The 13029-nt window shown below is 42.5% G+C and carries 15 protein-coding genes and 1 pseudogene; 5 read left to right on the top strand and 11 right to left on the bottom strand.

The window, feature by feature from the left end; translation table 11 throughout:
• Positions 1-49: 49 nt before the first annotated feature.
• From NSQ23_RS10695 to NSQ23_RS10715, 5 genes and pseudogenes are all read right to left on the bottom strand, one after another.
• Positions 50-1150 carry an alanine/ornithine racemase family PLP-dependent enzyme gene (locus NSQ23_RS10695; RefSeq protein ID WP_339170691.1) on the bottom strand — a complete coding sequence of 367 codons (1101 nt, stop codon included), beginning with the start codon at positions 1148-1150 and terminating at the stop codon, positions 50-52.
• Positions 1147-2229, bottom strand: coding sequence for a DUF1611 domain-containing protein (locus NSQ23_RS10700; protein ID WP_035018798.1), 1083 nt, complete (start codon positions 2227-2229; stop codon positions 1147-1149). The genes NSQ23_RS10695 and NSQ23_RS10700 overlap by 4 nt, the downstream gene beginning before the upstream one ends.
• 511 nt (positions 2230-2740) lie before the next feature.
• Positions 2741-3640, bottom strand: coding sequence for an Rpn family recombination-promoting nuclease/putative transposase (locus NSQ23_RS10705; protein ID WP_339170693.1), 900 nt, complete (start codon positions 3638-3640; stop codon positions 2741-2743).
• 101 nt (positions 3641-3741) lie between these two features.
• Positions 3742-3879 (bottom strand): annotated as a pseudogene (locus NSQ23_RS10710) (ATP-binding protein); the annotation flags it as partial.
• Positions 3880-3946: 67 nt separating this feature from the next.
• Positions 3947-4957, bottom strand: a complete 1011-nt coding sequence (locus tag NSQ23_RS10715) for an asparaginase (RefSeq protein WP_339170695.1) — start codon at positions 4955-4957, stop codon at positions 3947-3949.
• Positions 4958-5142: 185 nt separating this feature from the next.
• Between NSQ23_RS10715 and NSQ23_RS10720 the strand changes: the two genes are divergently transcribed.
• Positions 5143-5475 (top strand): helix-turn-helix transcriptional regulator, encoded by a 333-nt coding sequence (locus NSQ23_RS10720; protein WP_339174390.1) that lies wholly within the window; start codon positions 5143-5145, stop codon positions 5473-5475.
• A gap of 13 nt (positions 5476-5488) precedes the next feature.
• Here NSQ23_RS10720 and NSQ23_RS10725 read toward each other — a convergent pair whose 3' ends face one another.
• Together NSQ23_RS10725 and NSQ23_RS10730 are read right to left on the bottom strand one after the other, a co-directional pair.
• Positions 5489-6247, bottom strand: a complete 759-nt coding sequence (locus NSQ23_RS10725; protein WP_339170697.1) for a serine/threonine-protein kinase — start codon at positions 6245-6247, stop codon at positions 5489-5491.
• The gene (locus NSQ23_RS10730) at positions 6244-6420 is read right to left on the bottom strand and encodes a hypothetical protein (protein ID WP_003399256.1); all 177 of its coding nucleotides are present in this window, start codon (positions 6418-6420) and stop codon (positions 6244-6246) included. Before NSQ23_RS10730 ends, NSQ23_RS10725 begins: the two co-directional genes overlap by 4 nt.
• Before the next feature lie 126 nt (positions 6421-6546).
• On the opposite strand from NSQ23_RS10730, the gene NSQ23_RS10735 reads away from it, so the two are divergent.
• Positions 6547-7236 carry an AzlC family ABC transporter permease gene (locus tag NSQ23_RS10735; protein ID WP_339170699.1) on the top strand — a complete coding sequence of 230 codons (690 nt, stop codon included), beginning with the start codon at positions 6547-6549 and terminating at the stop codon, positions 7234-7236.
• Complete coding sequence (locus tag NSQ23_RS10740; protein WP_004891553.1) at positions 7226-7528, top strand: AzlD domain-containing protein; 303 nt, start codon at positions 7226-7228, stop codon at positions 7526-7528. The genes NSQ23_RS10735 and NSQ23_RS10740 overlap by 11 nt, the downstream gene beginning before the upstream one ends.
• Before the next feature lie 42 nt (positions 7529-7570).
• Here the strand turns inward: NSQ23_RS10740 and NSQ23_RS10745 are convergent, their stop codons facing one another.
• The 3 genes from NSQ23_RS10745 to NSQ23_RS10755 all read right to left on the bottom strand — a co-directional run bounded on the left by NSQ23_RS10745 (position 7571) and on the right by NSQ23_RS10755 (position 9960).
• Positions 7571-8176, bottom strand: a complete 606-nt coding sequence (locus NSQ23_RS10745; protein ID WP_339170700.1) for a DedA family protein — start codon at positions 8174-8176, stop codon at positions 7571-7573.
• 130 nt (positions 8177-8306) lie between these two features.
• Positions 8307-8462 (bottom strand): hypothetical protein, encoded by a 156-nt coding sequence (locus NSQ23_RS10750; RefSeq protein WP_339170702.1) that lies wholly within the window; start codon positions 8460-8462, stop codon positions 8307-8309.
• Positions 8463-8553: 91 nt separating this feature from the next.
• Positions 8554-9960, bottom strand: a complete 1407-nt coding sequence (locus tag NSQ23_RS10755; protein WP_004891557.1) for an amino acid permease — start codon at positions 9958-9960, stop codon at positions 8554-8556.
• Positions 9961-10375: 415 nt separating this feature from the next.
• Between NSQ23_RS10755 and NSQ23_RS10760 the strand changes: the two genes are divergently transcribed.
• Positions 10376-10711: a DUF485 domain-containing protein gene (locus tag NSQ23_RS10760; RefSeq protein ID WP_004891560.1), complete on the top strand. Its 336-nt coding sequence runs from the start codon at positions 10376-10378 to the stop codon at positions 10709-10711.
• The gene (locus NSQ23_RS10765; protein ID WP_339170703.1) at positions 10711-12252 is read left to right on the top strand and encodes a cation acetate symporter; all 1542 of its coding nucleotides are present in this window, start codon (positions 10711-10713) and stop codon (positions 12250-12252) included. Before NSQ23_RS10760 ends, NSQ23_RS10765 begins: the two co-directional genes overlap by 1 nt.
• Before the next feature lie 140 nt (positions 12253-12392).
• On the opposite strand, the gene NSQ23_RS10770 is transcribed toward NSQ23_RS10765, so the two are convergent.
• Entirely contained in the window at positions 12393-13025 is a 633-nt protein-coding gene (locus NSQ23_RS10770; protein ID WP_339170704.1) for an urease accessory protein UreH, read from the bottom strand.
• Positions 13026-13029: the final 4 nt, after the last annotated feature.

Consider the following 13029-nt stretch of genomic DNA (forward strand, 5'->3'; position numbering starts at 1 on the left):
GCTTCCTGTCACCTATCGAAAAAAACCAGCGCCTAATGCGCTGGCTTGTTTACGCCGACGTTTTTGTCGGAAAACGACCGTTTTTTTCATCTGTTTGTACATACGTTTTTTGAACGTGCGGGGACGTCATGAGCGAAATCATCGCACCGTAGTCAACCGCAAAGCGAAGATGGTCGCCGACTTGAATGTCGGTGTATGTAGCGTCAACAATCATATGGTCGCTGCTTGAGCCAATGATTTGAACGGGTTGTAGAGGAGTTAATCCGTTGACGTACACGTCTTGGCGGCCGATGCCGACAATCGCGCGTTTCATCATGTCGCGCTCTTGAAACGTCGGTGTTTCGCCAAATGCATTGCGACTTTGTACACCGTACGGAACAGACGGCTTCGTTTTTACTTCAATCACTTCTGCCACTAAACAAAACGCATCTTGATATAAGTTAGGGATCGCAGCCCCACGGATCGTCTCGCGTCCTAAAAAAATCGCTTCGCCAAAACGAAGATGGTTAATCGCTCCGACGTCTTTCGTTTGTTTTAACCAATAATAGTTCGCGGAATTGCCACCGGATACGTACGGTAAAAATAACGAATACTCTTTTTGAATATGTTTCGCAAGTGACGAAAGCTCACGCATTTTTTGCTCTGTTGGAATAATGCCGCCAAAGCAGGCGAAATTCGCTCCGATGCCGACCACTTGAATGTTTGGCAACTGCAAGATTTGTTCAATAAACGCCGGCACATCTTTCGGCATGACGCCTTCGCGCAAATCGCCCATCTCGACCATCACAATGATCGCATGCGTTTTGTTTTGCTTCACCGCTTCTGCAGAGATGGCACGCACGACGTCGATTTCCGATTGAGCGCTCACATCGACATGTCGAACAACTTCGCTCACTCCGCTTAGCGCAGGCGTGCGAATAAGCATATACGTTGCTGGAATTTGCGCTGATTTTAATTTTGCGATGCGCTCGACTTTCGTATCCGCTAAACTTGTGATACCGCTATCGACAAGGGCGCGGGCAATTTCCATATCTCCGTTTACCCCTTTGATGACAGCGGTCATTTGAATTCCTTTTTCTTCGCACCATTTTTTCAGCGTTTTAGCATTATGACGAATTTTCCGCAAGTCAATTTCGACTTTCGCCGTCATGACACCGCCACCTCAAGTTTTTGTAGAGATGGGAAATAGTCAATGAGACGATCAACGACTTTGTCGGCTCCGTATTTTAATACATCAGTCACAGGCATACGGAATTTTCGTTCATATTCGTAAATGGTTTGTTTTAGTTCGTCATCTGTCATTCCTTCATGGTTTAACGTAATCGCAACAACTTTTGTTTTTCCGAAATGTTCAATTAACGCAATTTCACTTTCTACCGTCGGCATCTCAACAAACGGGAAATCACCAAGCACTTTTCGCTTCGGTGGGTGTTGTAAAATAACGGCTTGCGGCCGCGCCCCTTTTAAAATGCCAGCCGAGCTGACGTAAGCTGGGTGGCTAAGCGCCCCTTGGCCTTCAACGATAATAATATCTGGACGTTCTGTTTCATATGCGCGCACAACTTCTCGTTCAAGTTCACCGATCATATATTGAAGCGGAAACGCGTCCATCGCAAATCCGTACGAAGCGCCTTGAATTAAGCCCGTTTGCCCTGTCGCAACGAATGCAGTTTTATAGCCGCGCTTTTGTAATGCTTTATCAACGATCATCGCCGTTGTTCGCTTTCCGCACGCTCCGTCTGTCCCGAGCACCGCCACAATTGGCGTTTTCACTTGCAAAATACGTCCCGTAAACAACGTCCATTCTTTTTTCGGACGCGGTTTGCGAACGTCGCGAATCGTGACCCCGTATCGCTTCGCCATCGTCATCATTTCTTCATCTTCTGTTAAAAACTCTTGAAGTGGATTAATGATGTGCATGCCTGCTTCCATTGCTTCGATGATTACTTGGCGTTCTTCTTTTTTGAGAAAAGCGTTCGCTGGAGCAATTCCTAAGATGAAGTAGTTCGGTTTTTCTTTTGCGGAGGCTATTGCATCTTGAAGGTTTTTACAAATCGGAATGCCATTTTTCTTTTGATCAAGCACCTCTCCGGCATCTTGACCAGCTTTTGTCGAATCAATGACTGCAACGATCTCATACAGCCCTGAATCGCGCACAAGCCCATTCGCTGTTTTTCCATCCATGGAACCAAATTGATGTTCACAATACACAATGGCGTATTTCTTCATCAGAAATCCCTCCATTTCTTTGTGAAATCAATATTTCCACGAAAAAAACATCTTACTTTACCATAATCGGAAAGAAAGATGTTCTCTACCTTATATTATAACAAATGTTAAAGAAAAAGTAAAATGGTATATACAAAAAAATCCAGACCCTAACATACTGGTTCTTGTAGGTACGATACAAACTGCTGCTCGAAATCTTACTAGTCTGACTCAGGAAAAAGGTTTCAATTCCTCATAGGTACGATACAAATGATACCGTCTCCACCGTGGTTTGCATCGATAGGAGCAAGTTTCAATTCCTCATAGGTACGATACAAATCCCAAAAAGTGTTGATATATCAACACATGGAAAAGCTATACAATATCATTATACATACATCCGAAAATTCAGTCAATGGTCTTTGTCGCTTGATACGTTTGACAAAGTGGTAGAAATTAAACTGTCGTCGATCCCCCGGGTTTTTTGCAAGATTGGAGGTCGACGACGGTTGTGAAATTATGCGCAAATTACTTATTCCTTTTCTAACAACTCACGCACTTCATCTTCCGCAAGGTCTGTGATGTTTGCGATATCTTCTACACTCATCCCTTTTTTGGCCATCGTTTGTACAAGGTGCTTCATCCCTTGTTTGATTCCTTGTTTGATTCCTTGTTTGATTCCTTGTTCTATCCCTTCTTCTCTTCCCTTTTCCAACGCCTTTTGTTCATACGAAATAATCAACTCCATCACTTGTTCTTTTTCTTTCGTCTCCATTTCATTCACCTCGCTTCGCAGTCTTCGTTCTTCTTCGTCTGATAATTTCACATATGTTTCAAAAAAGCCAAACAATAACCGTTGTTTCGCTTCGTCTAATTCCATTCGGACAAGCATGCGTAAAAATTGTTTTTTCAGTTCTACCCGTTCACTTTCAGTATAACCCATCTTGCTTAACAATGCAGCGGCGATCGGGTTGTCTTGGCGGATGTAGTTGCGCCAGTTTTGTTTCCGAAGTTCCACAGTGAAAAAATGAAAATCGAGGACTTTGCCAAAAGGAAAGTGGATCATAAATGTAGATCGTTCGTCGCGGATCGGATCGTAGCTAAATACAGCAATCGGTACAATATGTTTACGGTATTTTTCAAACAAACGGCTAAAATAAATAAACATGCGTTCAGGGAACGACGGTTGGACGTAGCTTTGGTTTTCGATATGGACAATAATGAGGCTATCCTCTCCTTTTAATTTCGTTTCGACCAACAAATCAACGCGGTATTTCTCCCCTGCCGTTACATCGGTAAACAGCTCCTCCGATAAAAACGATACGTGGCGAAAGTCGATATGCTCATGCATCGTTGGAAAAAAGAGAACGATAAACTCCTCAAAAAACGTTTGGATCAACTCTTTAAACAAACGATCGTGGTCAATCGGCATACATTCACCTCACATACAATGGTTTCGATGGTTTTATTCGACAATATCATCTCTTTTCCTGCATGTCATAATAAAAAGCCAACTCCTAGCGAGCTGGCTTTTTATCGCCTAATCGGCAAGCTGATAACAAACGTCGTTCCTTTCTCCGAACTGTCGTGAAGCGCAATCGTTCCGCCATGGTTTTCAATAATTCGTTTCACGATCGTCAGCCCTAAGCCTGTCCCCGATGACTTTGTCGTGTTGCAATTAGGTGTACGAGAAACCCTTTTGTACACAAGAACCCCGTGGCTTTAGCCATCGGGAGGTTCAGGCATCCCAACTTTCTTCTTGTTTTGGCGTAATGTCATTGGCGATTGGCGTTTCCATGATCTTTTTCACTTCAAGTACATTCGTCGTTTTTCCTAACGCCCACATAAGCTTCGGTACGATCGCTTCCGTATTCATATCGCCTGATAAAATGACCGTATTTTGCGCCACTTTTCGCCCAACTTCATATAATGTTAAATCTTCTCCTTCTTCTAAACATTGCGTCGTAATGACAACGGCCATGCCATCATCAATTAGCTCCTTTATTTTCGGCAACAAATTGCGCCCTTGAAACGGCACACCGCCGCTTCCAAAACTTTCGATAATGACGCCGCGATATAAATGGCGAATGTAATCAAATATTTCTGGCTTCGTACCCGGATGAAGCTTCAATAAAAACACGTCCGGGCAAAGCGACGGATCAAATTGCAACTCGCCGCTCGGCTTTGGCAGTTCGTATTGATAATTGATGCGATCGTGATGAATGTAAGCGACGTACGGATGGTTAATGCTTTCGAACGCATCATAGCTTTTCGTCCGCATTTTTACTGCCCGCGTACCTAAAATAACGCGCCCATCGAAAACGACGAACACCCCACTCACATCTTCGCACGCAAAGCGAAGCGCATCGCGTATATTTTTTTTCGCATCCGTTTTCGGAAAGCCGATCGGCACTTGAGAGCCAGTCAATACAATCGGCTTATTCACGTTTTGAAGCATATATGACAACGCAGCTGCCGTATACGCCATCGTATCCGTTCCGTGCGTCACGACAAAGCCGTCATAGCGATCGTATTGCTCATAAATCGCCTCCGCAATGTCTCGCCAATGCTCCGGCTGCATGTTTGTGCTATCGATGTTCATTAAAATTTGGCTATCTAAATGATACGGCTGATTTTCAATCGTAATGTAGCTTGTTAATTCTTTTGCGGTTAGTTTCGGTGTCAATCCTTCTTCACTTGGCACGGAAGCAATTGTGCCGCCTGTCGCAAGCAACAAAATGTTTTTCATTATCGTCACCTTACCTCAAATATGGCGATTTTAAGTCATCTATTGTATTCTTTGTGTCATGTAGTGTAAACTATAAATACATTCGTTCGCGATTCGCGTACATTCACTTCAATTATATTCAGAAAAAAAGGAAATAACAAGTGTTTTTATTCATTTCGCGAACAGCAATAAGGGGGAGAAACATGATGATTTCAAAACGATTATCGGAATTAAGAAAAAGAAAGCAATGGTCGTTGCAATATATTGCCGATCAACTCAATATCGCAAAAAGCACATACGCCGGATATGAGTCCGGTTATCGCCAGCCGTCGTTAGAAGCGGTCAAGGAGCTGGCGACGTTGTTTGGCACAACGACAGACTACTTACTCGGGGCAACAGACGAGGAACAACCGTCGATTGAGCTCACTCGCCCGACGGTTCGACTGACAGTAGACGGCGAACCGTTAACGGAAGACGAGATCATTCAGCTCGTCGCATTCATTCGTGCGAAACGCGAATTTGAAAAACATAAAAAATAGGCGTCAACAACGCCTACTTCATCACGTATGCAACATCGCGCGCCAATTGCGCAACAGATGCATACGGCAGATCCAACTGCAACATGCGCCGCAACACGCAACGCGCCTCTATTGACAAGGAAAGTTCGTCTTCCCAACTTTTCTCTTTGTCCTCTGTTGGCTCATAAGCCGAATATAACAAAAACAGTAAAAAATGTCCAAGAGCGTATATGTCGCTCTTTACATGGATGCTTCGCCTTAGCCGCTGTTCAAGCGTGAACAACCGTTCGTTTTTTTCATATAAAAAGCGCGCAAGCCCAAAATCGAGCACATATACAATCCCATTACGAAAAACGATGTTCGGAATACGCAAATCGCGATGCACAATGCCGTGCGCGTGGATGTATTGAATGACCGGCAACACATCTGCCAACAACGAAAACGCTTCTTTTTCCCCATACGTTTGTTTTTTCTCAAAAATAAGCGTTTCGATCGTATCTCCATCGATATATTCCATGACAAGATGCGGAATGCCGCGCACATCGAACATATCATATAGCTTTGGAATTTGCGGATGGTTTAGCTTTCGTAACATGAGCGCTTCTCGTTCAAACGATGCGATTCGCTTCTTTGTTTTCGTGCGCTTCATTTGTTTTAAAACGACAAGCTGGTTCGTCTCCTCATCGCGCGCCACATATGTTATCCCGTAGCTTCCTTCACCGAGCCGCGCTTCAATCGTGTATCTCCCGTTTACGACCGTTCCTTCCCGATACGGCTTTTCAATAAAAATCATGAACTGCCAAAAAAGCTAGAAAATACGCTATGGCTACGATGCTTCTTTTTATAATGTTTGTAGCCGTATTGCGACGGATGGCGATGCGGACGGTACGTATAACGGTCACTGCTGCTGTAACGATGCTTGTGCATATTTTTGTGTAAAAGCATCTCAAGCAATTTTTTCAGCATGGTTATCATCCCCTTCATAACGGATAGCTTACTATACGGAAAAATAAGAAAAAAGTTTCATATTTAAATTATATCCTTGCGAAATAGAAAAAATTTTAAGAAAATACGAAAGAAAGGGGAGATCATATGTTTCGAGATGGGCTAAAATCAGGAATCGCCATTGCGATTGGATATGCGCCTGTTGCGCTAACGTTCGGTTTGTTAGCGAAATCAACAGGGCTGTCGCTTATGGACACGACGCTTATGAGCATGATTGTATTTGCGGGGGCGGCGCAATACATTTCGCTCAATTTACTTTCTCTTGGGACAGGCGCATTTGAAATCATTTTAACGACATTTATTTTAAACATTCGCCATTTTTTAATGTCGGCATCATTAAACGAAAAAGCCGAACGCGAGTCGCTTTGGAAAAAAGCGTTGTACGCATTCGGCATAACGGACGAAACGTTTTCTGTCGCTGCGATGAAAGAAGGGACCGTCTCCGCTTCGTATATGTTCGGGCTTATTTTTATTTCTTACAGCAGCTGGGTCGTCAATTCTGCCATCGGACATATCGTCGGCGCATATTTGCCGGAAAACGTACAACAAAGCTTATCTGTCGCCCTTTATGCGATGTTTATCGGCTTGTTAGTCCCAGCCATCAAAACAGAGCGAAAAGCGCTTTGGCTCGCGATCAGTTCCGGGCTAATGAACTGCGCGCTCTTCTTATGGCTCAACGTCCCAAAAGGATGGGCGATCGTCATCGCCACGATTGTATCGGCTGTGGTCATCCAATGGCTTGCCGAGAAAGGAAAGGAGACGGAGTATGCGCAGTGACATCATTTTTATCATTCTCGGCATGGGCATCGTCACATACATTCCGCGCATGCTTCCATTGACGCTTTTTCATCGCATCGACTTGTCGCCGTTTTGGCGCGGCGTGTTGCGAAACGTACCATACGCTACGCTTGGTGCGCTCATTATCCCAGGCATTTTTCTTATCCAAGACGATCCGTGGTTTGGTATTCTCGGCTTTTTTAGCGCCGTACTCGCCGCTTCACTCGGCGCTAACGTCATGATCGTCGTTTTCGTTGCGGTGCTTGTATTAAGCGTGTATACGACACTATAAAACAATCCCCCACTTGGACAAGTGAAAGTGGGGGATGTTCATTTAAGCTCTTTTCTTTTTCATTAACCACACAATAAAAGCAATAAAAAGAACGATTAACAACGCATAAACAGCATGTGAATACATGTTCATATACTCGACAATATTTTCCCACGATTCGCCAACCATCGCGCCAATTTTAATGAGTACAATATTCCAAATGGCTGTACCAATCGTTGTCAACAATAAAAAGATGCTAAATTTCATGCGCGCCATGCCAGCTGGGATGGAAATTAAACTTCTTATTAAAGGAATAAAACGGCATAAAAATACCGCCCACACCCCGTATTTTAAAAAGCGAGCATTCGCATGATCGACATCTTTTTTCGTCAGGCGGAGAATATGTCCCCATTTGTCAACGATTTTTCCGAGCCGCTCAATATCCATCAACAAACCGACACCGTAAAGGATTGCAGCCCCAAACACAGAACCTAGCGTCGATGCAACTACTACGCCACCGATCGTTAAATTCGTTTTCGTCGTCATGAATCCGCCAAAAGTTAAAATCACTTCAGAAGGGATCGGGGGAAATACGTTTTCCAACGCAATTAAAAAGAGAATGCCGATGTACCCGTATTGTTCTATAATATGTATAATCCAATTTTCCATAACCCACCTCATCTCATAGACCTTGTGATGAATGAACTCCAAAGACTACAATATTATAATATGACCAAGCACATAAATAAAGACCTTTACTCAACGATAGTAAAGGTCTTTTCGATGATGGGGGCACTAATTATTGCATCATTTCTTCTTGTTCTCTTACCAACGGGACGTCTGTCCGTTTCGTAATTTGTACGAGTTGAATATGGCGCCCTTCGATTTTCACTACCTTAAATTCGTAATCACCATACGTGTATGCTTCCCCTTGTTGAATGTCAAATTTTTTCATTAAACAAAAGGATATAAAAAAACAACCATACAGTCAACTTTGACGCTATGTAAAAAGGTCTTTGCTAACATGTAGCAAAGACCTTTTTACATTATTCGCTAGCAGAAGCTTTTTCGTTTAGCGTGCTATGTTTGCGTCCGTAGGTGAAGTAAATCACAAGACCAATCAATAACCAAGTCACGAAACCGATCCACGTCGTTAACGGCAATTGAAGCACTAAATAGCCGCAGAACGCCACCGCCAATAATGGCACAAGTGGAACGAGTGGTGTTTTAAACGCCCGTTTTAAATCTGGCTGCGTTTTACGTAAAACAAGAACACCCGCTGAAACGACGATAAACGCGAACAATGTTCCGATATTTGTTAATTCTGCAAGTTTATTTAATGGTACAACTCCTGCAAAGAACGCAACTAATAAACCTGTTAGCCATGTGTTCACAAACGGAACTTGTCTAACTGGGCTAACACGTGAAAATACTTTTGGCAACAATCCGTCACGGCTAATTGCATAGAATAAACGAGTTTGACCGTACATCATAACGAGCAATACTGTTGTAATTCCTGTAATTGCTCCAAGTGAAATAAATCCAGCGACCCAATCTTGTTGGATGTAGTTTAAAGCAAATGCTACCGGATTTTTTACGCCTAGCTGATCATACGGAACAATACCTGTTAATACGAGTGAAACGGCAATGTACAATAACGTACAAATTAAAAGTGATGCGATAATTCCGATTGGCATATTGCGTTGTGGATTTCTCACTTCTTCCGCAGCAGTAGAAACGGCGTCAAATCCGATGTATGCGAAAAATACTGTCGCCGCTCCTGTCGCAACGCCTGAGAAACCGTACGGCATAAACGGCGTCCAGTTTTCTGGCTTCACATACCATACGCCAACTGCAAGGAACAATAATATAACCGCAACTTTAATAATTACCATCACCGCATTAAAGCGAGCCGATTTTCTTACTCCACGCGTTAATAAGAACGTAATAAGTAAAACGATTAAAATGGCTGGTAAGTCAATAAATGTTCCTTTTGCTGGGTCGTAAGCGTTTGTAAGTGCTTTCGGAAGTTCGATGCCAAAACCTGCTAACAACCCTTGGAAATAACCGGACCATCCTACCGCAACGGCAGAGGAAGCGACCCCGTACTCTAAAATTAAGTCCCAACCTAAAATCCAAGCCATTAATTCACCAAAAGCTGCGTAGCTATACGTATACGCACTTCCCGATACCGGAACAGTCGATGCAAATTCTGCATAGCAAAGTGCCGCAAACACGCACGCAAGACCGGAAAGAATAAATGAAAGAACAAGTGCTGGCCCGGCATGTTCTGCTGCTGCTACCCCTGTAAGTACGAAAATTCCTGTACCGATGATCGCACCAATTCCGAGCATCGTTAAATCAAATGCACCTAATTCTTTTTTTAGTGATGCCCCTTTTCCTTCTGCTTCTCTCAGAAGGACATCAATCGGTTTCTTTCTGAATAAATTCATCCGCTGTCTCTCCTTGTTGTTTTTTGTCGAATGTTGCAGAAGTTGTACGACTGAAATTGTATACTATTCGATATTTTTTGTAAAGTTGAAAAATAAAGAAATAGTCCGATTACTTTTCTTTTTTCACAAACTCACCTTCTAAACACGAAAATTACCTTATTTATCAGAAAATAAATTATTATTTTAATTTTACAAAAATAATTTCAGTTGTTTTTCTGATAAAAATATAGTTAAATGACAATTAATTTTTTAAATTTTTTAATTTACTAATTTTTCAGATAAATGTATAATGAAATTGTGACATACTTGTGAACATCATGTGTCATACTTATGAAAACGAATTGAAAGGAGGATCACATTACTTTTATCTTGCCCATCAAAAGCAAAAAAATATTTGTAAGAGGGGGTTAAAATCATGGCTTTGAAAGAATTTTCTTCTCAACAGCAAACGATTGACTATAGCAAAGTCGTTCAATCAGCTTCTTTCCAACAGCTTATGCGTGAAAAACGCGGATTCATTTTACCTTTCTCATTGTTCTTTTTAGCGTTTTATTTTACGTTGCCGATTTTAACATCGTATTCAACTGTGCTCAATACTCCAGCATTCGGCTCCATTAGCTGGGCTTGGGTGTTTGCTTTCGCTCAATTCATCATGACATGGGTGCTTTGCATGTTGTACTCTAAGCGCGCCGCACGTTTTGATGAAATCGTTGAAAAAATGAAACAAGAAGTAAAAGGAGGCAACATGTAATGAACGGATTAGCATTCACCCTATTTTTAGCGATTGTTGCATTAACGCTTATTATTACGTACTTTGCTTCTAAACGAACAAAAACAACGAGTGAATTTTACACAGCCGACAGTTCATTAACTGGCTGGCAAAACGGATTAGCAATCGCCGGAGACTACATGTCAGCTGCCTCATTTTTAGGTATTGCTGGAATGATTGCGTTAGTTGGTTTTGACGGATTTTTCTACAGCATCGGCTTCCTCGTCGCATATCTTGTCGTTCTTTACATCGTTGCAGAGCCGCTTCGCAACTTAGGGAAGTATACGATGGCAGACATGATCGCTGCACGTTTTGATGATAAAAAAGTGCGCGGTGTGGCAGCATTAAACACCGTTTCGATTTCTATTTTTTACATGATTGCACAACTTGTCGGTGCAGGTGCCCTCATTAAACTTTTATTAGGTATTGATTATGTGTACTCTGTCTTAATCGTCGGAACGTTGATGACCATTTATGTCGTATTCGGCGGAATGACAGCAACAAGCTGGGTGCAAATTGTAAAAGCTGTTTTATTGATGGTTGGTACGTTCATTATTTCCATCATGGTATTTGCGAAATTTGATTTTAGCATTTTCAAAATGTTTGAAGAAGTAAAAACAGCAACACCGTTAGGCGAAGCGTTTTTAAATCCAGGCAATAAGTTTAAAAATCCACTTGACACCATTTCACTCAACTTAGCTCTCATCTTAGGTACAGCAGGACTTCCACACATTTTAATTCGTTTCTTTACAGTAAAAGACGCACCAACAGCTCGAAAATCAGTCGTATATGCAACGTGGATTATCGGATTGTTCTATGTTATGACGATTTTCTTAGGATTCGGAGCAGCAGCGTTTGTAGGCTACGATAAAATCGTTGCAGCAAACCCAGCTGGAAATATGGCTGCGCCATTATTAGCTGAAGCGTTAGGCGGCGACTTCTTGTTCGCATTCGTTTCTGCGGTCGCGTTCGCAACCATTTTAGCGGTTGTCGCTGGACTTGTTTTATCTGCCGCATCAGCATTTGCCCACGACTTTTATAGCCATATTATTCGTCATGGGCAAGCAACAGAAAGAGAGCAAATGTTGGCTGCGCGTTGGGCATCAGTTGGAGTTGCCGTATTGTCCATTTTATTAGCGTTATTTGCCCAAAAAATGAACGTGGCATTCCTCGTTGCATTAGCGTTCGCCGTAGCAGCAAGCGCCAACTTGCCAATCATTTTATTAACGATCTTTTGGAAGCGCTTTAATACAACAGGCGCCATTACAGGCATGCTCGTCGGCTTGTTTAGCTCACTCTTGCTTGTAGCGCTTAGCCCGAACGTTTGGGCACCAGAACCTGGTGTAGCCATTCTCGTTGGCGAACCAATTTTCAAACTTTCAAACCCAGGAATTGTGTCCATTCCGTTAGGCTTTATCGGGGCTATTGTCGGTACGCTCCTCTCGTCGAAAAAAGCAGACGAGAAAAAATACGAAGAAATTCTCGTCAAAGCAAATACCGGCATAAAAGAACTAACACATTAATGTTCGATCGGTACATCCGAAACAATCATCTGAAAGAATCAGGGCGAAATTGCTCTGATTCTTTTTACGAACAGTGCCTGGCACCGTTCGCTAAAAACCATCCCCTTCTCTCTTTAGAAAGACGGGGATGGTGTATTTGTTTAAAATAACAGTCCTTCTTCTATACCAATTTTATACATATAGTATAAGCCATATATGATACTAATTAGCGAAACTACTTTTACAATGAACTGATAAATCGTTTGCTTCTGTTTCATCCAGATGAACGGAAGCCCTAGAAAAGTAGTGAATAACATCATGCCAATGATCGTTCCTACGCCAAATATGAGTATAAACAGCAGCGCCTGCCATCGATTATCAACAGTTGTTAACGTTAAAAGCACCATCCCGGCACTGCCGGCTAATCCATGAATAATTCCAATTAAGGTCGACTTTAAATGCAGATGGTTTATATTCATTTCTTTTCTAATAGGAATCATATAAGCGGAACGAAAGCTTGTAATTCCTAAGACTACGATCATCACTCCAACGACTAGTTCCAGCCACATTGCTGTGGTTTCTGGTATTTGTTGCTCCATCCCTATTATAACCATGCCAATGACAAACAGGGTTACGGTATGGCCGATCCCCCAAAAAACCCCTGCAAGCGATGAAAGCGAAAGCTTATTTGTTCGGCTGGCAATGGTGGATACAGCAATGACATGATCCGGTTCGGTTGCATGTTTGATGCCTAAGACAAATCCAAAAAGTAAAATCGGTAATACGGTACTCACCAAC

This window comes from Anoxybacillus sp. FSL W8-1294, assembly GCF_037965005.1.
In the GTDB taxonomy this organism is placed as follows: Bacteria; Bacillota; Bacilli; order Bacillales; family Anoxybacillaceae; genus Anoxybacillus; species Anoxybacillus flavithermus_G.

Bases quoted from the DNA above. Each gene is read 5' to 3' on its own strand.
- NSQ23_RS10745 (WP_339170700.1), bottom strand. From the start codon at position 8,176: ATGGAAAATTGGATTATACATATTATAGAACAATACGGGTACATCGGC.
- NSQ23_RS10700 (WP_035018798.1), bottom strand. From the start codon at position 2,229: ATGAAGAAATACGCCATTGTGTATTGTGAACATCAATTTGGTTCCATG.
- NSQ23_RS10715 (WP_339170695.1), bottom strand. From the start codon at position 4,957: ATGAAAAACATTTTGTTGCTTGCGACAGGCGGCACAATTGCTTCCGTG.
- NSQ23_RS10750 (WP_339170702.1), bottom strand. From the start codon at position 8,462: ATGAAAAAATTTGACATTCAACAAGGGGAAGCATACACGTATGGTGAT.
- NSQ23_RS10695 (WP_339170691.1), bottom strand. From the start codon at position 1,150: ATGACGGCGAAAGTCGAAATTGACTTGCGGAAAATTCGTCATAATGCT.
- NSQ23_RS10730 (WP_003399256.1), bottom strand. From the start codon at position 6,420: ATGCTGAAAAAATTGCTTGAGATGCTTTTACACAAAAATATGCACAAG.
- NSQ23_RS10720 (WP_339174390.1), top strand. From the start codon at position 5,143: ATGATTTCAAAACGATTATCGGAATTAAGAAAAAGAAAGCAATGGTCG.
- NSQ23_RS10755 (WP_004891557.1), bottom strand. From the start codon at position 9,960: ATGAATTTATTCAGAAAGAAACCGATTGATGTCCTTCTGAGAGAAGCA.
- NSQ23_RS10760 (WP_004891560.1), top strand. From the start codon at position 10,376: ATGGCTTTGAAAGAATTTTCTTCTCAACAGCAAACGATTGACTATAGC.
- NSQ23_RS10725 (WP_339170697.1), bottom strand. From the start codon at position 6,247: ATGATTTTTATTGAAAAGCCGTATCGGGAAGGAACGGTCGTAAACGGG.
- NSQ23_RS10740 (WP_004891553.1), top strand. From the start codon at position 7,226: ATGCGCAGTGACATCATTTTTATCATTCTCGGCATGGGCATCGTCACA.
- NSQ23_RS10735 (WP_339170699.1), top strand. From the start codon at position 6,547: ATGTTTCGAGATGGGCTAAAATCAGGAATCGCCATTGCGATTGGATAT.
- NSQ23_RS10705 (WP_339170693.1), bottom strand. From the start codon at position 3,640: ATGCCGATTGACCACGATCGTTTGTTTAAAGAGTTGATCCAAACGTTT.
- NSQ23_RS10765 (WP_339170703.1), top strand. From the start codon at position 10,711: ATGAACGGATTAGCATTCACCCTATTTTTAGCGATTGTTGCATTAACG.